Consider the following 22,382-nt stretch of genomic DNA (forward strand, 5'->3'; position numbering starts at 1 on the left):
CGCTAAATTTATTTTTCCCACCAGACTTTGCTGTTGATGTTGTCTCCACCCATTCTTGCTGCAGCTTCATCATAATTTGACTTATTAACTGCCTGCTCAGATTCAGGGTAAAGATACCTCACCGGATAGCGGCCTTCATTTAAATTATCAGGTCCCGGCTTGAGTGCTGGAATACCAGTTCTCCTTACATTAAACCAAGCTTCATGACCATTATTGATCAAGGCTAGCCATTTTTGAGTCAGAATTTTAGTCAAAGCATTTCCCGTATCCAGAGATACATTATCCCGCTGGAAATAATCGGCTGGAACCGGAACTTTCCAATAGGCAAAGCTGGCTCTAACGCCCTTTTCATAGTATGCTTTCATATCGCCCTGAATGTATCCTCTCGCTACGGCTTCTGCTAGAGCAAATTGCAATTCAGCATACTGCATAAACTGTCCATCAACGCCATTTGGCACATCTCTGAAAACCGCTCCAAAGAGAGAAATATCGTTTAATTGTATTCCTCTTTCATTAATGGTTTCTCGATTAAGGCCATTTTGCAAACCTTTAAACTGAGGATTTCCATTGATGACACTTTGCTGGGTTGGTTTATACAAAACCGCCTGTCTTGGGTCATTCCAAGCTTTCAAAACAGAATCCACGGTAAGTGTCATTCTGTGTTCTTGGTATAAACCCAAAGCGGACTGGGACATAGGCCATTGGTTTGGTGCTGATGCCAAGTAAGGAACTACCGCATTGTCTGAATTCCCTTGCATCATATCGTTTTGATCCACTAGTGCCTGCATCTCAGAGAAATTTGTCAACCTTTTACTGATTCTAAGCAGATATCTGAACCTTAATGAATTGGCAAATCTTCTCCATTTCACTAAATCATTGTTGAACATCATATCTCCCTGAATACTGTTGGTAGTTGATGCCAAAGTTTCAGATGCTTTTTTCAAAGTAGCCAAAATCCCAATTTCAGGGTTTGTATATACAAATTCCTGCGTATCATATTTTGGGCTATACAAGCCATCACTCGCCTTCAATGCTTCAGAATAAGGAATATCTCCCCACATATCAGTCAATTGAGAGAATAAGTAACATTTCATAATGTCGGCTACCGCATTGTAAGCCTCGTTGGTTGCAGGGTTAGTCTGTATTGACTTAATATCATTTAATAAGCGGAAATTTTGATTCCAATACTGGGCGTTACTTCCCATTTCGTATCGATCAATTCGCTCAAATTCCACACTTGCAGCAAACTGTGCTAGATAATTTGCCAGCCTAAACCCTTGATCATAAGTGTTTTCATCTGCTGCCACAGAAATCACATTGGATAGTAAAAACTGTGGACCAATCGCTTCCGGTGAATTCGGATTCGTATTGATTTCTTCAAAATCTTCGGTGCAGGAAAGTGAAAATAAAAGCATTCCACATATTCCTACTTTATATAAATTCTTCATGATTAAAATTCTGTTTTGATGCTAAAACCAAAGCTTCTGGTAGACGGATAAGACATGTCTTCAACTCCATAGGTTAAGTTTCTTCCTTGCATGGCGTTGAGTTCTGGATCGAAGTGAGGATTTTCGGTGAATAGGAGAAGATTGCTTCCCACAAAACCCACTTTGATGTAATTGAACCCGATAGAATTTACCCATTGCTGAGGTAGGTCATAGTACAAGCTCAATTGTCTTAATTTCAGGTAAGAAGCGTCATATAGTGCTGAGGCTTCATTTCCTCTGTCAAAGAAGTTGTTGTAAAATGAGCTGGCAGGTACTACAGTTGTATTTGGCACATATTGAGGATTTTCAGGAGTTCCTACATTCATGACTCCTTGTCCAACTACTCCAGTCTCTCTTCCTTCCAAAGTTTCTTTAAGGACACCAGATGTACTGCCCAATGCTTTGGTTCTGGAAACTATAGTTCCTCCCTGTCTCCAATCGAAAACAAATCCTAGCTGAAGTTTTTTGTAACGGAATTGATTGGTTAAACCCACAAAGAAATCCGGGTTGTAATTGCCTAAAAGCCTCAATCTTCCGTCCTGGATAGGAAGTCCGTTGGATCCGAAAATTGTCTGGCCTTCAAACTCTTGGAAACCGGATCCATACATGTCTCCGATTCTTCCATTTTTTCTTGCGATGTAGAAAACAGAATTTGACCCTCCAGCTCCTCTAAATACGCTGGCCTCGCCAGTCACATACTGATCCACTCCTTCCGGAAGTTCAGTTACCACACTTCTATAAGTTGTGAAGTTTGCTTCCAAGCTCCAGCTGAAAGCTCCTCTTTCAAACATCAAAGCTTGAACGCTTGCTTCCAAGCCTCGGGTTCTTACTTCTCCTCCATTTTCAATGATATTACTGAAACCAGATGCTGTTGAAATTGGTCGCCCGATAATCTGATTGATACTGGTGTTTTGGAAAACGGCAATATCTGTTTGAATTCTGTCTCTCCAAAGTCCGAATGCCATTCCCGCCTCCAAAGAGTTCAGTCTTTCAGGCTTTAGATTTGGGTTGTTTAGTACGGTCCCATTGGTTACTCGAGTGAATGAACCGTAATTCTGATTAAACTGGAAGGTATTGTTTAGCTGATAAGGATTTGTGTCATTACCCACACTGGCAACGTTGAATCGAACAGTCGCATTTGAAATGGATTTTGGAAGCGGAAGCCCTTTGGAAAGCACATAGCTCAACCCGCCTGAGTAATAAGCGAAAGAGTTGTTTTCAGCCGGTAAGGTACTGCTCCAGTCATTTCTCAAGGTCAGATCAATAAACAGAACCGATCTATAGCTGAAGTTACCGAAGGCATACACACTGTTGATTCTTTTATCAAAAATCTGACTGCTTCCTCTCAAAGGCACTCTTGAGTTTTCTATAGTATAGATTCCAGGTAAAGCCAATTGGTTGGCTTCGGTGTAAGAATAGTTGATATTCTGGTCTAGGCGGTTAGCTCCGGCAGATACTGAATACAGCCAGTCAGAATTGAATTGATCAGAGTAGGTAAGGAGAATGTCGGAATTCATTTCGAATAGCCTTACATCATCTTCTCTATAACCTCCAAAAACCCGTCTATTAGTACTGAATGCTCTTCTGAATGCTCTGGAGTCTGATGAATTGTCAATTCCTGTTCTTACACGAAGGCTTAGCTTATTGGTGAAATCATAGGTAAGAGCAAGATTTCCTAAAACCCTGTTTTTAACAAAGCTGTTGGTGTTTTCAAACAGCGTCAAATAAGGGTTGGTCAACCATAGGTAATTGAAATCAAAATGTTGAATACCTACTTGTCCAGCTTGCCAGTAATCTCTCAAAGAAGAAATATCAAAATTTCTACCTGTCCAGTTGAAGCCATACATGACGTTTTCATATCCATAACCTAAGTTGGGACGATTATCACTTCTGGAATTGATGAAGTTGGTAAATAGGTCTACTCTGAATTTTTCCGTCAATGCTTGGTTAATGCTCAGTGCCAAACCATCTCTTTTGAGGTCTGTATTAGGTAGGATACCCTCATTTCTTAAATTGCTGTAAGCTATTCTGGCTCCTCCTTTTTCATTTCCTGAAGTAACAGCAATATTATTTTGGGAAGTAACTCCAGTTCTAAAGAAGTCCCTCACATTATCAGGTCTTGCGATCCATGGAGTAGGGGTGATGGCGGTAAAGGTTCCATCAGGTCTTCTTCTGCTGATTACATCGCCTGCTCTAACCGGATTTCCATTAATATCTACAGATGGGCTGTCAAACTGAGCAATTAAAAGGCCTTGATTAAGTCTTGGACCATAACTGGAAATTCCTCCATCATTGACCCCCGCGCCAATACCATTTTGGAAAGAATATTGTCCATTAGAACCTCCTCCGTACTCATTTTGGTAATCGGGGAGGGTCAAAAGACCATCAAAAGTTAGCAAGGAGCTGGTAGTTACACCTATTCCCTGCTTTTTTCTACCTTTTTTGGTAGTAATCAAAACAACTCCGTTGGCAGCTCTAGCGCCATACAGAGCTGCAGAACCTGGTCCTTTCAATATGGTGATGGACTCAATATCATCTGGGTTGATTTCGGCAGCACCATTTCCGAAGTCTACTTCCTGGATATTTGCTCCATCATTGAAAAGATCACTGGTAATTTGCTCGTTGATAATAGGCACACCGTCGATTACGATTAGGGCCTGGTTGTTGCCGCTGATGGAGTTTTCACCTCGGATAATTATCCTGGAACTTGATCCAACGCCTGAAGATCCATTGGTGATTTGAACTCCGGCAACTTGACCAGAAAGTGAGTTGATCAAATTTGTTTGAGGTACATCACTTAGCTCTCTTGCACCGATGGTGGTCACAGCAGAAGAAAGGGATTGTCTTTGTCTTTCTACCCCTAAGGCAGTTACGACAAATTCCTCTAAACTTTCAGTGGACTCGAGCAGTTTGATCTCCTTTTTTAAAACTCCGTCGTTGATGACAACATCTTGAGTTTCGAAGCCGATAAAACTGATCCTCAAGGTCAGATTTTGCTTGGAAGAACTGATTCTAAATCTACCGTCTTGGTCAGAAATAGCCACATTGGAAGTTCCAAGTTCGGTAACAGTGGCACCTGGAATAGGAATGCCACTTACATCCAAAATTCTACTCTCATAGGTCATAGACTGGCCAAAAACCAGCTGCATACTGAGCAGAAGTAAAAGGGTAAATGAAAATTTCATATACAATTGAATAAATGAATAGATGTCCCTGAAGGAATAGCTCCAGGGAAGATTTGATTTGAAGAAAAGATTGATAATTGATTAAATGGAAAGGGGAGGTGCCCTAAGGGGATTATCCTTGGGTAGGAGTAATTTCTCGAAAACAGTTTTTGTATAGAGAATGAATAATTTTAAACTAAATAGCAGGATTGCAATCCAGTTAACATTCTTTCTGACTATAACTAAAGATTGAAAGTCATCTATATCTACCAGGCACTCGAGTTGCACGACTGAAGTATAAGAAGAGAGTAATTCTGATAACTTGGAATGTAAACTACCCTTGTTCCAAGGTAGATTTTTGAATTCCTCTTCATAAAAAGTTTCTTCGGTCAGCGCAATTAGGTAATCTCCTCCATCTGCAGCAGGTCCGAGTACTGCCTTAGAATGGGTCAGAGAATTACTAGCTTGCTCAATATGAGATAATTCCAGTTCGGGAATATCATTTCCAATAGATATAACTTTTCGGTAACCCTTGGAAAAAACTTCTTTGAAAGCATTGATATAACGCTCTCCAAAACTTTTTCCTTCTTGGAGGTGATCAAAAAACCAAAAGGTTTTTAAACCTGAATTTTGAGCTAAGGATTCTGTTTTCTGATGAAGATCTTGGAAAAGTTTAACCGTGTCTGCGTGATGAGCTGCCCCAAAAAGGCTTTTTCTCCTAGCTTGATAAGCAGGGGAAAGGGCATAAATCATTAAAACTGGCTGATCCATCAGTTGAGCTTAAGTACGAATATAAGGACTATTGACTCACGAAGTCCTATTTCATCTGCACTTACGAAGCTAACTCTGAGATCGGCTTAAAGTTTATAAAAATTTTTAAAGAACTATCGTGGAGGATACTTTTTGGAAAATGGAGGGGTAGGAGACAAGAAGCGAGAGACGATAAGCAAGATGCAAGATCCGAGAGACGAGATGCGAGAGACTAGAGACGAGAAGCGAGAAACGAGAGACAAGAGACTAGAGACGAGAAGCAAGATGCGAGAGACGAGATGCGAGAAGCAAGATCCGAGAAACGAGATGCTAGAGTCGAGATGCTAGAGTCGAGTTTGAAGAATATAGGAATTACGAGCGGCAGAGAATATTTTATCCTCATTACACCTTTTGAACGGGTTTGAACGGTGAACAGTTCTTGATTTTTTACTCAATTACTCGATTCCACAATTACTCAATAAGCTTCTAAAATTTTTAGGCAGTATTGAATGGCAATCCATGAACATTCAATTTTTTCAATTACTCAAATACACAATTACTCAGTTACTCATTTCTGTAGTTACTCATTTTATCTAAAAATTCTACAATATTTTCTTCGATAGTCAATCCATAGAAAAAAAACTCTTCGTATATCCGAATTATTTAACAACAACTACCCATATGAATAATTTCTTAAAACGAGCGATGCTTCCTGGAATTTTTGCTGCTCTAGCCATATTTACAGGATGCGAACAAGAACCGATGGTTCCTAGATTTGAAGGAGCAGATGCTACACCTGAGGTAAACTTCACAGCACTGACTTCCGATGGAAGGATTCTTTACTTTGAAGGAGGAAATCTATCCAATGCTGCGAAAACACTGAACTTGAGTAATCTGGGTTCTGGAGAGCAGATTGTTTCCATAGATTACAGGCCAGCTACCGGACAATTATACGGTTTGAGTTCTGCCAGCAGATTGTACCATATCAATGAAAACAGCGGAGTTGCAACAGCCTTGGGACAAGCTTCTTTTAGTCCAGCTTTTCAAGGTGCAAACCCCTCATTGGATTTCAATCCGACAGTTGACCGTATCAGATTGGTTACAGAATCTGGTCAAAACCTGAGACTACATCCAGAACTAGGAACAGTAGTGGCTACAGACGGAAATATCAATGGGGGTTTCAGGCCAAGAATTGGGGCGGTAGCCTATACCAATAGCTTTTCTGGAGCATCTTCTACTATTTTATATGATATAGATTTCGAGCAGGATAAACTTTATCAGCAAGTTCCACCGAATGATGGCGGCTTGGTTGAGGTAGGAAACCTACAGGTGGATTTTGAGGGAGAGGGTGATATGGATATTTTACCTGACAATTCTTTGGCGCTTGCAGTTACAAGATATTTAAACCAAAGCAGACTGTACACCATTGATTTATCTTCAGGGAGAGCCAATTGGGTTGGGGTATTTACCGATCCAGTAATCAGCATTTCATTCAAAACAGATCCTATTGCCTACGCGGCAGTAGGTGCAACTTTCTACAGATTCAATCCATTAAACCCTAGCAGTCAAACTATGGCTCCATTTACTGGTTTGGCCATGGGTGAAACTATAGTAGGGTTGGACTATAGACCAATAAATGGGCAGTTATTAGCTATTTCAAATAGAAGTAGACTTTACTCGGTAAACCCTTCGAATGCAGCTTTAAACCCAATCGGACAAGCTTTAAGCCCTGCAATTGCTGGGAATTTCGTGGGATTTGATTTCAATCCAACTGTTGATAGAATCAGACTAGTAACAGAAACAGGACAAAATTTGAGACTACATCCAAGTTTAGGTACAGTAGTAGCAGTAGATGGAACCTTGAATCCTGGCTCTCCATTTGTGACCGGTGCTGCCTATACCAATACTTTTGCTGGTACCACTTCAACAGAACTATTTGTCATTGATAGTCAATCCAATAGATTACTAAAGCAAAGCCCTCCAAATGATGGAGTTTTGGTGGATGTTGGGCCTTTGGGAGTTGATTTTGATGCGGATAATGGCTTTGATATCGGTGGAACAAGTAATTTGGCCTATGCCGTATTAAGAGTTGGAAACGCATCTGCTGTTTACAGAATTAACTTGATGACTGGAGCAGCTACCAAAGTGTCAGACTTGAATTTCAATCCAACAGCTATGGCGGTTGGACAAGGATTCTAATAAAGTTTCGGTAAATCATAGCAATCCCCCTTTGCTTACTTTTGGCTTGAAAATTCAACCATCTGGAAAGTAGAGGGGGATTTTTATTGGATTTAAGAAATCCAAAGAAAACTCTGTTTTTATCCAATGTCTATCGTGCGGGTTCGAACGGTGAACAATGAACTCTGAACAATAACAGATTTTACTCAATTCCCCAGTTACTCAATTTTCCATTCCCCCAATAACTAATACCTTTGAAAAACAACTCGAAAAGATTCCAATGAACTCTAAACTTTTTGATAGCACATCAGCTGCCCAAGCTGAAAAACTGGGAAGTTTGCTGCCCGAGTGGATAGCTGAAATTGAAAGAGAAAAATTGTTCCAATTATTCGTGCCCAAAAGACTGGGCGGTTTGGGTTTGACCCTTTCACAAGGACTGATGGTGGAGGAAAAATTGGCAAAACTGGACGGGAGCTTGGGTTGGACAGTAACCTTATGTGCTGGCGCACTTTGGTTTGTAGGCTTTTTAGATCAAAAACTGATTGAAGAAACTTTTCCAAACACACAATTATGTTTTGCAGGAAGTGGACATGTAGGCGGGAGAGCGGTTAAAACGGAAAAAGGATACCGCGTTTCAGGGCATTGGACTTATGCGTCAGGAGCTTTGCATGCTTCTCACTTGACTGCCAATTGTGAAATATGGGAAAATGGAGAGCCGGTAATGGACTCAAACGGAGAGCCATTGATCTATGCTTTTATTTTAAAGAAAGAGGAGGTTAGGATTTTGGACTCCTGGCATTATATGGGAATGATTGCTACCGGAAGTTATGCTTTCGATTGTGAAAATATAGATGTGTCATTCCAGAGGGCGTTTCAAATTTTGCCTGAATCAGCGAGCTTACCTGATCCTGTTTTTCAGTATCCATTTCTTCAGTTGGCCGAAGCGACTCTGGCTGTCAACATTTTGGGAATTAGTTTGCATTTACAAGAGTTGATCAGGGAGTCCTTTTGGAAAAGAAATGAGAAGAAACATTTTTCGGAAAAGCAGTTGGCTTATGCCAATCAGCTTTTTGAGGATACTGCTGTCCAATTAGGAGAGGGAAAGGTTGCTCTTTATGGGGCAGTGGAGAAATCCTGGTCTGAATTGGAAAGAGATGGAGCAATTAAAGACAAGACTTTACAAGAGGTTTCCAAGGCTAGTAGAGCATTGGTTCAAGTTGCCAGAACCTGCAATGCAAGCATTTATCCTTTGGCAGGCTTGGAAGCTGCAAAAAGTGATTCCGAACTGAATAGGGTTTGGAGGGATTTCAATACCGTAAGCCAGCATTCCTTATTGACATTTCCATTTTAAATGAGTAAAAAAGCCAGATTTATAGCCGAATTGGGCTTTTTCTCTCTTAGATTTTATACTTTCAGTTTTCCAGCCTAAGTGCGTCATGAACAAATCACTTTTTGAAATTCAGAAAATAACTCAAAGTCAGAATTTTTTGGAAGAAATATTTTACAATTGTAATTCAAAAGTTATCCCTAAGAATGAGTTTCTTCTCAAAGCAGGTGAGCATTGTACGTATGCCTTTTTTGTAAAAAAGGGCGTATTGAGGCAATTTGTTCTGAGTGAAGAGGGAAAGGAAAGCATTGTGCTTTTTGCATTAGAAAACTGGATTTTAGCTGATAGGGCCAGTACCTATTTTCAGGAGCCATCCGAATTTTACATACAGGCAGTAGAGAGTAGCAAAGTATATTTTTTGGATGAAAAATTTATTCAGGAGCTATCTATGAAAAACACGGATTTTTTCGATTTGAATACCAAGATGCTTCACAATCATATCCGTCATCTTCAAAATCGGATCAAACATCTGTTAAGTCTAAACTCCAGAGATAAATATCTACAGTTTGTGAAGCAATATCCGGACTTGTATGGAAGAGTTCCGCAAAGTATGATCGCTTCTTATTTAGGAATGACTCCGGAGACATTGAGCAGAATTCGAAGAGAAGCTAGCCACGAATAACTTAGGTAATTACTTATTTTAGATCAATTCCCGGATTGCTTGCCTGGGCTATTTTTGTATAAAAAAGAAAGGAATACCATGAAAACCAGATCTGTTGAATTAATTACCCAGCCCACTACTCCCCATTTTGTAGGAGATGGATTTAGGGTTCATAATTTCATTCCCAGTCAAGAGGGTTTGAGTATGCAGAGAATGGATCCATTTATCATGCTGGATTATAACTCTCCCTATCATTTTGCTCCTTCAGTCCGTCCGAAAGGTGTGGGAGTGCATCCTCACAGGGGTTTTGAGACGGTGACCATTGCTTATAAAGGGAGAATAGCGCATCATGATAGCAGTGGAGGTGGTGGAATAATCGGTGAAGGAGATGTGCAATGGATGACTGCGGGGAGCGGAGTTTTGCATAAGGAGTACCATGAAGAGGAATTCAGTAAAAAAGGAGGCCTGTTTCAGATGGTTCAACTATGGGTAAACCTACCCTCTGAACATAAAATGACCAATCCGGGATATCAGGCAATCAAGAATGATAGCATCCCAAAAGTAAGTAAGGATGATGGTAAGGTAGAAGTGGAGGTCATTGCGGGAAATTTTGAGGAAGAGCGGGGAGCTGCTCATACTTTCTCTCCGATTTATCTGTATAATATTAGGATGAAATCCGGGGGGAAATTAGAGTTAGAGTTACCGGAAAACTTCAATACTTCCTTTTTGGTGTTGGAGGGGAAAGTGAAGTTAAATGGTCAAGAGGTGTTGGAACAAAATCAATTAGCCCTGATGAAAAATGAAGAAGGTGAAATTGGGGTTCAGGCAATGGAAGACTCATTGGTTTTGTTATTGAGTGGAAAGCCCTTGGCAGAGCCTATTGCTGCCCATGGTCCTTTTGTGATGAATACCAGGGCGGAATTGATGCAGGCTTTCCGAGATTTTGAGGCTGGGAAGTTTGGTTATTTGGATTGAGTAAGATTTTAAGCAATCAAATTTCAGTGCTTGAAAAAAAATATGGCTTAAAAATCAGTCGTTTAGAATAAAATCTATGTTTGGGCTTTGCAAAAGTTGAGTTTCATCTTACTTTTGCAATCCCAAACAATAAGAATTGTAGGGAATATAGAGGAGTGGCAGAGTGGTCGATTGCGGCGGTCTTGAAAACCGTTGTACCGCGAGGTACCGGGGGTTCGAATCCCTCCTCCTCTGCAAAAAAACCAGTTCAATAAAATGAACTGGTTTTCTTGTTTCTACACAATCGGAAAAAAAGGTGTGGAGGGATGAGAACGGAACCCTTGGGTTTGAAATCGACTGTAAGGGATCGCCGTAGGCAATCCCCGAAAGTCTGGATCAGTCCTAAAACTTGGGGGATTTGAGTGAATCGAGTTTCTTTGTTAAAAAAAACAATTGGAAGAAAAGGATTACCTCAGTTTACTTTTGCCTCAGGGGCTTTTGGAATTTTTCAAGGTTACCTCGGCAGCCTTTAAGGACAATGCTTATCATATTTATTTGGAAGAGCTCAACATTCATCCTGAACATCTTCAGGGAGTAAAGCTGGTTTCCAAAGGTTTTTTTGAGGAAGTTACCGTACAGGATTTCCCCCTGAGGGGTAAAGCTTGTTTCCTGAAAATAAAGCGGAGAAAGTGGTTGAATGAAGAGACGGGAAAGAATGTAAGCAGGGACTGGAATTTGGTAGCTAACGGCACGCGAATGACACAGGAATTCGCGCTTTTTTAAAAGGAACGACTGGACTCGTCCCCTGTAAGTTGTAAGAGTCTTGCTGAAAACTTCCATGTGAATGGAAAGGTCCTTGAACATCAGTATGTTTTTCATCTCAGTGACTTTCAGACTTGGTCTCAGAAATTCCATGCCAAGGATTGGATTCTCTTTCCGGAAAATCTGGGCACCCACCTCAGCATTGATGAAACATCCCTTTCTCAGGGAGAGCTCTATACCGTACTGACCAATAAAGCCGCCAAAGGCAAAAAGGGAGCGTTGGTTGCTATGATTAAGGGACTGACAGTGAGCGGGTAATTGATGTGCTGAGAAAATTACCTGAGGGCAAACGAAAGAAAGTCAAGGAAGTTACCCTGGACATGGCTGCCAGCATGGAACGAATTGTCCGCAGGAGTTTTCCTAAAGCACTGTTGGTTACCGACCGCTTCCATGTCCAGCAACTTGTTCATGAAGCCGTACAGGAAATGAGAATTGCCCACAGATGGGAGGCCATCGAGCAGGAAAACAAAGAAATGGAACTGAGCAAAGAGTGTGGCAAGCCATTTATTCCTAACAAGCTCGAAAACGGAGATACTGAAAAACAGCTTTTGGCAAGGAGTAGATATTTGCTTTTTAAGGCAGAGGATTCCTGGACGCCCTCACAGGCACACCGGGCAGAAATACTTTTCCATCGCTATCCTGATTTAGAAAAAGCTTATAAACTGTCCAGGTCTCTGGCCAGAATCTATCAGACCAGCAAAATCAAGGGAGTAGCCTTCACCAAACTAGCTCAATGGTACAACGAAGTGGAGCAGGCAGGATTCAAATCCTTCAACACCGTATCCAGAACCATCCAAAATCACTACGAAACCATTCTCAACTTCTTTGAAAACAGAAGCACAAACGCATCGGCTGAATCATTCAATGCAAAAATCAAAGCGTTCAGAGCACAGTTCAGAGGTGTGTCAAATGTCGAATTCTTCCTCTTCAGACTTTCCAATATCTATGGATAAAATTTTAGCCTCCCCAGATATTCAGACTGATCCGAAAGTCTGGCTTTTTTCATTTCGAGTCTTTGAGATGCAAAACAGTCTTGTTATCAGAGTTGGAAGTAGGGAATCAATTAGTTTTTATTCTTGTCTCTTTCTTTTTCCTTTTTCATTGCTTTTCCAGCTTTCCCAATTTTTGACCAAGCATCTACTAGGAATCCAAAAGATCCAATGCCACCAACTATCCCAATTGCTGGCACGGTTCCCCCGGTAATGATAGTTACTGCTCCGGCTACAACACCTATACCGATACTAAGTAATCCACTCCGAGATGCGCTAATTAATAATTCCTCTGGTTCTTTTTCGGGAAATTTAGAAAATACGGGCTCTTTCTTTGGCGCAACATATCCATCGATTTCTCCTAAATTTGTTCCATCTCCAAACTCAATTTCTATTTTCCCGGCTAATTTTTCGGAAACGTAGATGGATTGATCATCTCTAGTTTCAAAAATGATTTTCTTGAGGTCTGAAATTTTCAGAGTTCCATAATCAGTGAATAGATCCGTTTTACTCAAAGCAGAAATGACGGTAATAATTTCTTTATCCTGAGTAATAATTTTTGCTTTCTGTGCTAAAGAGTTGATTTGAATCAGCATAAAAAATGCAAACAGAATCATCTTGAATTTTTGAATCATAACAAATGATGTTTAAAGAGTAAGGTTGAAAATTTAAATGGCTAAAAAAGAAGCCTTTGTTCTGTAAAATAATAATTAGAAATAAAATTAATCTCTTCTTTTGACTAATAAGCTATTTCGTTTTTTAAAAAAAAACTTACACTTAATGACTTTGTCATAAATTGACGGGATTAGGTTCTATTGATTCTAACTTTTCAGGAAAGCATCCAGCACTTATTTTTGATGAACTGCCTTTTAATTAGTTCCAAGTTTTATATCTTTAATTCAAAATCATTTCCGAAACTTTTTCAATTCCAGCAAAATAGTGTTTTTGGACCTTTTGAAATTTCGGGAGTCAGTTCAACAATCGTTTATTACCAATATTATCCCATGGCTAAAAAAACAGCCCAAAAAAATACCAAATCCATGGAAGAAACCCTCTGGGATTCGGCCAATAAACTCAGAGGAACAGTCGAGAGCTCTGAATACAAACACGTAGTCCTAGGCCTGATCTTCCTCAAGTTCGCTTCGGATAAATTCGAAGAAAGGCGGGCTGAACTGACCGCCGAAGGCAAGGAAAAATACCTGGAGATGAAGGAGTTCTACAACATGAAGAATGTCTTCTTCCTCGCTCCGGAATCCCGCTGGTCCCATGTCATGGAAAACTCCAAGCAGGACCAAATTGCCCTGATCGTGGATACGGCACTGCATACCATTGAGAAAAATAATCCTTCCCTCAAAGGAGCTTTACCGGATAATTACTTTTCCCGACTCAATATGGATCCCAGCAAGCTTGCTGCCTTGCTGGACACCATCAATAATATCGATACGGTCGGGGATGAAGAGGAAGATGTGGTAGGCCGCATCTACGAGTACTTTCTGGGCCGTTTCGCAGCATCTGAAGGAAAGGGAGGAGGAGAATTTTACACGCCTAAGTCCATTGTGAACTTGATTGCTGAAATGCTGGAACCTTACAAAGGAAAGATCTACGATCCCTGCTGCGGTTCGGGTGGCATGTTTGTGCAGTCCATCAAGTTTGTGCAAAGTCATCAGGGCAATACCAAGGATATCTCCATCTACGGGCAGGAGTTTACAGCCGTGACCTACAAACTGGCCAAGATGAACCTCGCCATCCGAGGGATCGCAGCGAATCTGGGCGAAGTACCTGCCAATACCTTTTTCCGGGATCAGCATCCCGATCTGAAGGCGGACTTTATACTTGCCAATCCGCCCTTCAACCAAAGTCAGTGGCGGGAGAAAAGCGAACTGGAAGATGATCCTCGATGGGCTGGCTTTACGACTCCGCCAACGGGAAATGCCAACTATGCCTGGATGCTGCACATGCTGAATAAGCTTTCGGAAAATGGCACGGCTGGCTTTGTGATGGCCAATGGATCCATGAGTTCCAATACCTCAGGCGAAGGCGATATTAGAAGGGAACTGGTGGAAAAGGACTTGGTGGATTGCATGATTGCCTTGCCGGGGCAACTCTTTTACACCACCCAAATTCCGGTCTGCTTGTGGTTTATCACCAAAAACAAAAAGCAAAGGCCCCATCCGGAGAATCCGGAGATCCAGTTTCGGGACCGAAGTGGGGAAACCCTCTTTATCGATGCCCGACAACTCGGCACCATGATCGACCGCACCCAAAAGGAACTGACCAAAGAGGACATCGAGCTGATCGCCTCCACCTACCATAATTGGCGCAACGTCAATGAAGGCTTCGACTCCGCTCAGCCTGATACATCCAACACTCAGTCTGGCAACGAGGCCAATTCCCCCCTCAAGGGGGGCAAGGGGGGGTATCAAGACCAGCCCGGCTTCTGCAAATCTGCCACCCTCTCCGAGATCGCGGCCAATGACTACGTGCTCACTCCCGGACGCTATGTAGGCATCGCCGAAGAGGAGGAAGACGGAGAACTCTTCGAAGAAAAAATAAGCGAACTCACCGCCACATTCAAAACACAATTGGACCAAGCTAAAGCATTGGACCAGGCGATTTTGGAGAATTTAAAAGTGTTGGGGTATGAATAATAGTTTTTTTAGCGAAATAGGATGGATTCCTGAATCTGCAGAACTGGTCCCTCTAGGTGAATTACTAGAAACAGTAATTGATCATAGAGGTAAAACTCCAAAAAAACTTGGAGGAGATTGGGAGAAAGAAGGAATTCCAGCAATCTCGGCAAAAAATGTTCACAATGGGGTTCTGACTAACAAGGATGATATAAGGTGTGTTTCCAAGTCTATTTATAAAAAGTGGATGAAAGAAGATGTGAAAAGAGGTGATATTCTTCTTGCATCTGAAGGAGCAACAATGGGTGAATACCTTTATTGGGATTATGATTATCCAATTGTTTTAAGCCAAAGACTTTTTTGTTTGCGTGCAGATAACAAACGACTCAATTCTAAATATTTATATGCATTTATCCGCTCTGAAAGTTTTCAAAAACAATTATCTGGCAGGGCAACAGGAACATCTGTTTTTGGTGTTAGGCAATCAACCTTATTAGAGATTTTAGTTCCAATAATTGATTATAAATCACAAGAATTTATTGGAAACACGATTTATCAATTAGAGAAAAAGATCGATCTCAATCGCCAAATGAACCAAACCTTGGAAGCCATGGCGCAGTGCTTGTTTAATTCTTGGTTTGTGGACTTCGATCCAGTGGTCGATAATGCGCTTCAGGTGGGCAATGAAATCCCCGAAGAACTCCAAGCCCGTGCAGAAAAGCGAAAAGGCCTATCCGACTCCAAAAAACTCCTTTCCACCAACCCAAACCTTGCCGCACAGTTTCCAGCATCCTTTGTCTTTAATAAGACGCTTGGGAAGTGGATACCGGAGGAGTGGGAGGTGAAGAGTTTTGGGGATGAATTTAATATTACTATGGGTCAATCACCTCCTGGGACTTCCTATAACGAGGATGGAATTGGGAAACCATTCTTTCAAGGGAAAACTGATTTTGGATTTAGATTTCCTATTAACAGAATTTACTGTACTGATCCTAAAAGAGAAGCTAGGAAAAATGATACTTTGATTAGTGTTAGAGCTCCTGTTGGAAATGCAAACCTTGCTTCAAGCGATTGTATTATCGGCAGAGGACTGTGTGCGGTTAGGCATGCGTCAAACTCAATATCCTTTACTTATTATTCGGTTTTGCAGCTAAAGGAAGTTTTTGATGTATTTGAGGGTGAAGGAACAGTTTTCGGAAGCATTAATCAAACCAGCCTAAAGGGGATACCTTTAATTAAAATCCCAAACCGAATAATTGAATCGTTCGAAAAAGCAGCTGGAAAACTAGATCAAAAAATTGAAACAAATACGAACCAAACAGAAACCCTAACCCAACTTCGAGACAGGTTACTGCCGGAGTTGATTAGTGGGAGGGTGAGAGTGAAGGATTCTAAGTCAACAGCAATAAATTTTTTAAATGATAGATAAATTTTAAACTCATATTCCTTATGCATATCCAAAAAGTAATAATAGAAAATTACAAGTGTTTCAAAGGACGGTTTAATTTACCCCTAACTAAGGATGTCAATATTATTGTTGGTAATAATGAGACAGGAAAATCTACAATTATTGAGGCTATACATTTGTGTTTAACAGGTCTGATGAATGGAAGGCACCTTAGAAATCATTTATCACAATACTTGTTCAATAATCAAATTGAACAAGAATATTTGCTAAGCCTTAAAGGTGCAGATAAACAAGCACCACCAATAATTACCATAGAAGTTTACTTAAAAGATGGACCTGCACTGTTTGAGGGCAATAATAATTTACTCAAAGAGAAGGCTACTGGAATATCATTGAAAATTGAATTTGATCAGGAGTATCAGAAACCCTACGAAGTCTTGGTTGAATCTGGTGATGAGCTCAAAAGCATCCCTATAGAGTATTATAAAATCACTTGGCGTTCTTTTGCACGTGATGGACTTACGGCCCAATCGATACCATTCAAATCTGCAATTATAGATTCAACGGCAACACGATTTCAAAATGGTTCTGATATATACATTTCTAGAATTGTAAGGGACGAATTGGATGATAGTCAGAAGGTAGAAATCTCACAAGCCTATCGTAACTTGAAAGAACAGTTCAAGGAGAATTCAGCTGTAATTGACATAAATAAAAAAATTTCAGCACTTGCGGATATCTCCCAAAAAGAGGTTAAAATCGGAGTAAACTTGGCTACTAAGGATGCTTGGGAATTTGGACTAACAACCTTTTTAGATGATGTACCTTTTCAAAACATTGGTAAAGGAGAACAATGTATAATTAAAACTAATCTTTCGTTGGGGAACAAAACAGCTCAAAAAGCTGGTGTAATCCTTATTGAAGAGCCTGAGAATCATCTTTCACATTCAAAGCTTAATCAGTTTATCAAAGGAATCTCTAATAAATCAAAAGAGAAGCAGGTTATAATTTCTACACATGACAGTTTTGTTGCAAATAAATTAGGCTTAAACAATCTAATTCTCTTACATAATCAAAAGGTTATAGGGATTCACGATTTAAAGAAAGATACGCAGGAGTTTTTTCAAAAATTACCTGGATACAATACTTTAAGAATGCTTCTCTCAAAGAAAGCAATTCTTGTTGAAGGTGATTCTGATGAGCTAATTGTTCAGAAGGCTTTCATGCAAGTAAATAACGGTCAATTGCCTATAGAAATGGGCATAGATGTTATTTCAGTTGGGCTAACATTTAAAAGATTTCTTTTTATCGCTGAGAAGCTTGATATTCCAGTTGCTGTAGTTACAGATAATGATGGTAAATATGACAGTAAAATCACTAAGAAATATCAAGAATTTGATTGCATATCTACTATAAATGTTTTTGCGGATAATAGAAATAAACTAAAAACTCTAGAACCTCAATTTGTTGAAGCTAACAAACATCAACTGAAGAAACTTTGCGAGGTAATTGGTATTGATTTTATGGAATACAATACTGAGGATGAAATATCTAAGAAAATGCAGAAAATGAAAACTACATGGGCATTGAGAGTTTTTAATACAAAAGTAAAGTTTGAATATCCTGATTATATAAATAGGGTTGTTGCCTGGAGTAATGAGTAAACACAAATTAATTATATCTTCTGCTGGCTCTGGTAAGACATCATTCTTAGTCAAAAAGGCTATTGAAAATAAAGATCAACGTATTCTTATTACTACTTACACTGAGAATAATGAGATAGAAATAAGGAAAAAATTTATTGCAAAATTAGGGTATTTGCCAAAGAATGTAACAATCCAATCTTGGTTTTCATTTTTAATTCAGCATGGAGTTAAGCCCTTTCAAGGCTCACTTTGGGAACCGTTATTTAATTTTGATATAAAAGGATTGATATTGGTAAATTCTAAATCGGGCAAATGGTATTATGATGAAAAAAATAAAAGGCAGGTGTATTTTGGAGAAAATAGACCAAAGAATTTTTATTTTGGAAATGGGTATATCTTCTCAGATAAACTATCAAAGCTGGCATTTAGCACTAACGCAGCTAGTAAAGGGAATATAATAGACCGAATTTCTAGAATCTATGATCACATTATGATTGATGAAGTTCAAGATTTAGCTGGGCACGATCTTGAGTTAATAAAGCTCTTGATGAAGAGTTGTGGTAACGTAACCATGGTTGGCGACCCAAGACAAGTAACTTATTTGACGCATTTAGAGGCTAAAAATAAGCCTTATCGTAATGGTAAAATTGCGAATTACCTTATAGACAAATGTAAAAACTTAATTAAGGACGGTATAGATGAGGCTACCTTGGTTGTTTCCCATCGATGTGTATCTAGTATCTGTACCTATTCCTCTAAATTATATCCTAATTTCCCCATAACAATTGCCTGTGATTGCTGCCATAATGAAGTAAATATTCATGAGGGAGTATTTTTGGTCAAACCAAGTGATGTAGATTCTTATTTAAATAAATATTATCCCATTCAATTGCGGTGGAGCAAGTCAATAGAAACCAATTCTGAATTCCAATCAGTAAATTTTGGAGAATCTAAAGGAGCAACTTTTGATCGAGTATTAGTTTATCCTACTGATAAAATGAAGGAGTGGATTGAGGATAACTCAAAAGATTTACCAAATGAAACAAGAGCTAAACTTTACGTAGGTATTACGAGGGCTAAATTCAGTACTGCTATAGTTTTGGATTATGATGATAATAAGAATTATGATGGTATGTTAAAATTTTAATTTGACTAGTGAAATTCACCGAATCCCTACTCGAACAGGCTTTTATCTCGCTTTTGGAAGCGCAGGGCTATCCCCATGTCCCGGGAGAGGAGATTATTCGTGGAAAGGAAGAAGTCCTGATTCGGGCGGATTTGGAAGAATTTCTGAAAAAGACCTATACCAAGGAACGAATTACCCCGAATGAGATCTTTGGGATTGTTCGGGATTTGGAGAAGCTTCCTGCCTCAGATCTCTACGAGACGAATAAGACGATTATGCACTGGGTGCGGGACGGCTTTTTGCTGAAGCGGGAAGACCGCAAGCAAAAGGACCTTTACATTTCCCTGATCGATTATGCCCATCCTGAAAATAACATTTTCAAACTGGTCAATCAGCTGGAGATTCAGGGCTTTGAGAAGCGCATCCCGGATGGAATTCTCTATGTGAATGGCTTGCCGCTGGTAGTCTTTGAGTTTAAGTCCAGCATACGGGAGGAGGCTTCTCTATTTTCCGCCTATGATCAGTTAACCAATCGCTACCGACGGGATATCCCGGACTTATTGAAGTACAATGCGTTTTGCGTGATTTCCGATGGGGTGAATACCAAGGCTGGAAGTTTTTTTGCGCCCTATGAGTTCTTTTATGCCTGGAGAAAGATCGAAGGCCTAGACAGGGAGATCGACCCCAAGACCGGGAAATCAACCCAAGTACATGGCATCGATGCCATGTACACCCTGATTAAGGGCATGCTGGATAAACACCGTTTGCTGGATATCATCCATAATTTTATCTACCTCCCGGATACTTCCAAGAAGGAAGAAAAGATCGTCTGTCGCTATCCGCAATACTATGCGGCTAGAAAACTCTATGATAATATACTAGTTCATCGAAAAAGAACAGAAGGGGACTTGTCAGCCGAAGCTTTGGTGAAGGCGGATGGAAAAGGTGGTACTTACTTCGGGGCGACGGGATGCGGGAAGAGTTTTACGATGTTGTATTTGACACGCCTGCTGATGAAGTCTGTGGACTTTGCCAGTCCGACCATTGTCTTGATCACCGACCGTACGGACTTGGATGATCAGTTGAGCGGACAGTTCACCAATGCCAAGCGCTTTATCGGAGATAATGTGATTCGAAGTGTTAGCAGTCGGGCTGAGCTTCGTCAAGAATTAAAAGGGAGAAACAGTGGAGGCGTATTTTTGACTACCATCCATAAGTTTAACGAAGACACCGAACTCCTCACCGAGCGCAGCAATGTGATTTGTATTTCCGACGAGGCCCACCGCAGCCAAACCAATCTGGACCAGAAGGTTCGTGTGACCGAAAAAGGCGTGAAGAAAAGCTTTGGTTTTGCGAAGCACCTGCATGATTCTCTTCCCAATGCCACTTATGTGGGCTTTACCGGAACGCCCATCGATGCCACCATGGATGTCTTTGGGGAGATTGTGGACAGCTATACCATGACCGAATCGGTGATGGATGAAATCACGGTTCGTATAGTATATGAAGGTCGTGCAGCCAAGGTGATGCTGGAGAATAAAAAGTTGCAGGAGATCGAGCACTACTACAAAATGGTGGCCGAGGATGGAGCTAATGAATACCAGATTGAGGAAAGTAAAAAGCAGATGGCCCAGATGCGGACTATCCTGGGCGATCCCCACCGAATTCAGGCCATTGCTCAGGATTTTGTAGAACATTACGAAGCAAGGGTAGCCGAGGGAAGTACCTTGCTAGGAAAGGCCATGTTTGTTTGCAGTTCCCGGGAAATTGCCTATCTGCTCTATCAGGAAATCATTGCCTTGAGACCCGAATGGGCGGAACAGCTTATGGCTGAGGAAGGAGTGGCTTTGACAGAAAAAGATAAGCGAGAGCTGATGCCCATTGCCCGAATTAATCTGGTGATGACCCGATCCAAAGATGATAGAGAAGATCTCTGGAATATGTTGGGAACCCAAGAGTACCGAAAGGAACTGGACAGGCAGTTTAAGAATGCGAAGAGTAATTTCAAGATTGCCATTGTGGTAGACATGTGGCTGACAGGTTTTGATGTGCCCTTTTTGGATACCATGTACATCGATAAACCCCTGCAGCAGCATTCTTTGATTCAGACCATTTCCCGGGTCAACCGAAAGTTTGAAGGAAAGAACAAAGGACTGGTGGTAGATTACATCGGAATCAAGAAACAGATGAATTTGGCTTTGAAGCAGTACTCCAAGGTAGACAGTCAAAACTTTGAGGATATTGAGCAGTCCATCGTAGTGGTCAGAGATCATATGGACTTACTGAAAGCCATGTTCCATTCCTTTGATGCAAATAAATACTTTTTTGGATCTCCTTTAGAGCAATTGCATGTCTTGAATATGGCTGCGGAGTTTGTGCAGCTGACCCAACAATTGGAGCGGCGCTTTATGAATCTGGTCAAGCGGATGAAAGCGGCTTATGATATTTGTTCCGGTAGTTCGGTCTTCACCAAAGCGGAAAAGGATCGCATCCACTTCTTCATCGCGGTCCGTTCCATTGTTTTTAAGCTCACCAAAGGGGAAGCTCCTGATACCGATCAAATGAATGCCAAGGTACGGGAAATGATCCATGAGGCGATAATTTCCGAAGGGGTAGAGGAGATCTTTAAGTTGGGGGATACCGATGAGAAAGAGGTGGATATATTCGAGGCAGACTATCTGGCCAAGATCGATAAAATCAAACTGCCTAATACCAAGATCAAACTCTTGCAGAAGCTATTGGCCAGAGCCATTGACGAATTCAAAAAAGTCAATAAGATCAAGGGGGTGGAGTTTTCCAAGAAAATGCAGCGTTTGGTGGAATTGTACAATGAGCGGAAAGAGGCCGATGTATTGCAGAGCGAGGTTTTGGAAGACTTTACCAATGAGATTATCGACCTGTACTATGCAATGAAGAAGGAGAAAGAGTCTTTTGCGGAGATGGGCATAGATTTCGAGGAAAAGGCATTTTATGATATTTTAAAGGCCTTAGCGATCAAGTATGATTTTGTTTATCCAGAGGATAAGTTGGTCCATTTGGCCCAATTGGTCAAAGATGTGGTCGATGACAAAGCCAAGTACACGGATTGGAGCAAGCGGGAAGATATCAAGGCCGAGTTGAAGGTGGATTTAATTATCCTATTGGCTGAAAACGATTATCCACCCGTAGATCGGGACGAGGTTTATCAGGAGATCTTTGAGCAGGCGGAGAATTTTAGGAGGTATAATTCTAAATAATTATTTA

At 40.7% G+C, this 22,382-nt stretch carries 14 protein-coding genes, 1 tRNA gene and 1 pseudogene; 12 read left to right on the top strand and 4 right to left on the bottom strand.

Annotation, left to right across the window (positions count from 1 at the left end):
- Nucleotides 1-8: 8 nt before the first annotated feature.
- The 3 genes from GYM62_RS01860 to GYM62_RS01870 form a co-directional block, all read right to left on the bottom strand.
- On the bottom strand, nt 9-1,448 hold the full coding sequence (locus GYM62_RS01860) for a SusD/RagB family nutrient-binding outer membrane lipoprotein (protein ID WP_219958073.1): 1,440 nt from the start codon (nt 1,446-1,448) through the stop codon (nt 9-11).
- Between the two features lie 2 nt (nt 1,449-1,450).
- Nucleotides 1,451-4,672, bottom strand: coding sequence for a SusC/RagA family TonB-linked outer membrane protein (locus tag GYM62_RS01865; RefSeq protein ID WP_219958074.1), 3,222 nt, complete (start codon nt 4,670-4,672; stop codon nt 1,451-1,453).
- Nucleotides 4,673-4,753: 81 nt separating this feature from the next.
- Nucleotides 4,754-5,422, bottom strand: a complete 669-nt coding sequence (locus GYM62_RS01870; protein ID WP_219958075.1) for a DUF2064 domain-containing protein — start codon at nt 5,420-5,422, stop codon at nt 4,754-4,756.
- Between the two features lie 660 nt (nt 5,423-6,082).
- Here GYM62_RS01870 and GYM62_RS01875 point away from each other — a divergent pair.
- From GYM62_RS01875 to GYM62_RS01905, 7 genes and pseudogenes are all read left to right on the top strand, one after another.
- Complete coding sequence (locus GYM62_RS01875; RefSeq protein ID WP_219958076.1) at nt 6,083-7,600, top strand: DUF4394 domain-containing protein; 1,518 nt, start codon at nt 6,083-6,085, stop codon at nt 7,598-7,600.
- Nucleotides 7,601-7,859: 259 nt separating this feature from the next.
- Nucleotides 7,860-8,930, top strand: coding sequence for an acyl-CoA dehydrogenase (locus tag GYM62_RS01880; protein WP_219958077.1), 1,071 nt, complete (start codon nt 7,860-7,862; stop codon nt 8,928-8,930).
- An 85-nt stretch (nt 8,931-9,015) separates the two neighbouring features.
- A complete protein-coding gene (locus tag GYM62_RS01885) occupies nt 9,016-9,588 on the top strand; it encodes a Crp/Fnr family transcriptional regulator (RefSeq protein ID WP_219958078.1) in 573 nt (190 codons plus the stop codon).
- Nucleotides 9,589-9,666: 78 nt separating this feature from the next.
- Complete coding sequence (locus tag GYM62_RS01890; protein WP_219958079.1) at nt 9,667-10,542, top strand: pirin family protein; 876 nt, start codon at nt 9,667-9,669, stop codon at nt 10,540-10,542.
- 149 nt (nt 10,543-10,691) lie between these two features.
- A tRNA-Ser gene (locus GYM62_RS01895) sits at nt 10,692-10,776 on the top strand.
- 198 nt (nt 10,777-10,974) lie between these two features.
- Entirely contained in the window at nt 10,975-11,304 is a 330-nt protein-coding gene (locus GYM62_RS01900; RefSeq protein ID WP_219957401.1) for a transposase, read from the top strand.
- A 57-nt stretch (nt 11,305-11,361) separates the two neighbouring features.
- Nucleotides 11,362-12,296 (top strand): annotated as a pseudogene (locus tag GYM62_RS01905) (transposase).
- A 110-nt stretch (nt 12,297-12,406) separates the two neighbouring features.
- On the opposite strand, the gene GYM62_RS01910 reads toward GYM62_RS01905, so the two are convergent.
- Entirely contained in the window at nt 12,407-12,967 is a 561-nt protein-coding gene (locus GYM62_RS01910) for a hypothetical protein (RefSeq protein WP_219958080.1), read from the bottom strand.
- A gap of 369 nt (nt 12,968-13,336) precedes the next feature.
- Between GYM62_RS01910 and GYM62_RS01915 the strand changes: the two genes are divergently transcribed.
- The 5 genes from GYM62_RS01915 to GYM62_RS01935 are packed head-to-tail and all read left to right on the top strand — an operon-like array spanning nt 13,337 to nt 22,375.
- Complete coding sequence (locus GYM62_RS01915; protein ID WP_219958081.1) at nt 13,337-14,980, top strand: class I SAM-dependent DNA methyltransferase; 1,644 nt, start codon at nt 13,337-13,339, stop codon at nt 14,978-14,980.
- Nucleotides 14,973-16,388: a restriction endonuclease subunit S gene (locus tag GYM62_RS01920; protein ID WP_219958082.1), complete on the top strand. Its 1,416-nt coding sequence runs from the start codon at nt 14,973-14,975 to the stop codon at nt 16,386-16,388. The genes GYM62_RS01915 and GYM62_RS01920 overlap by 8 nt, the downstream gene beginning before the upstream one ends.
- A gap of 20 nt (nt 16,389-16,408) precedes the next feature.
- Nucleotides 16,409-18,031, top strand: coding sequence for an ATP-dependent endonuclease (locus GYM62_RS01925; protein ID WP_219958083.1), 1,623 nt, complete (start codon nt 16,409-16,411; stop codon nt 18,029-18,031).
- Nucleotides 18,024-19,160, top strand: a complete 1,137-nt coding sequence (locus tag GYM62_RS01930) for a UvrD-helicase domain-containing protein (RefSeq protein ID WP_219958084.1) — start codon at nt 18,024-18,026, stop codon at nt 19,158-19,160. The genes GYM62_RS01925 and GYM62_RS01930 overlap by 8 nt, the downstream gene beginning before the upstream one ends.
- An 8-nt stretch (nt 19,161-19,168) precedes the next feature.
- Nucleotides 19,169-22,375: a type I restriction endonuclease subunit R gene (locus tag GYM62_RS01935; RefSeq protein ID WP_219958085.1), complete on the top strand. Its 3,207-nt coding sequence runs from the start codon at nt 19,169-19,171 to the stop codon at nt 22,373-22,375.
- Nucleotides 22,376-22,382: the final 7 nt, after the last annotated feature.

Source organism: Algoriphagus sp. NBT04N3 (assembly GCF_019443765.1).
In the GTDB taxonomy this organism is placed as follows: Bacteria; Bacteroidota; Bacteroidia; order Cytophagales; family Cyclobacteriaceae; genus Algoriphagus; species Algoriphagus ornithinivorans.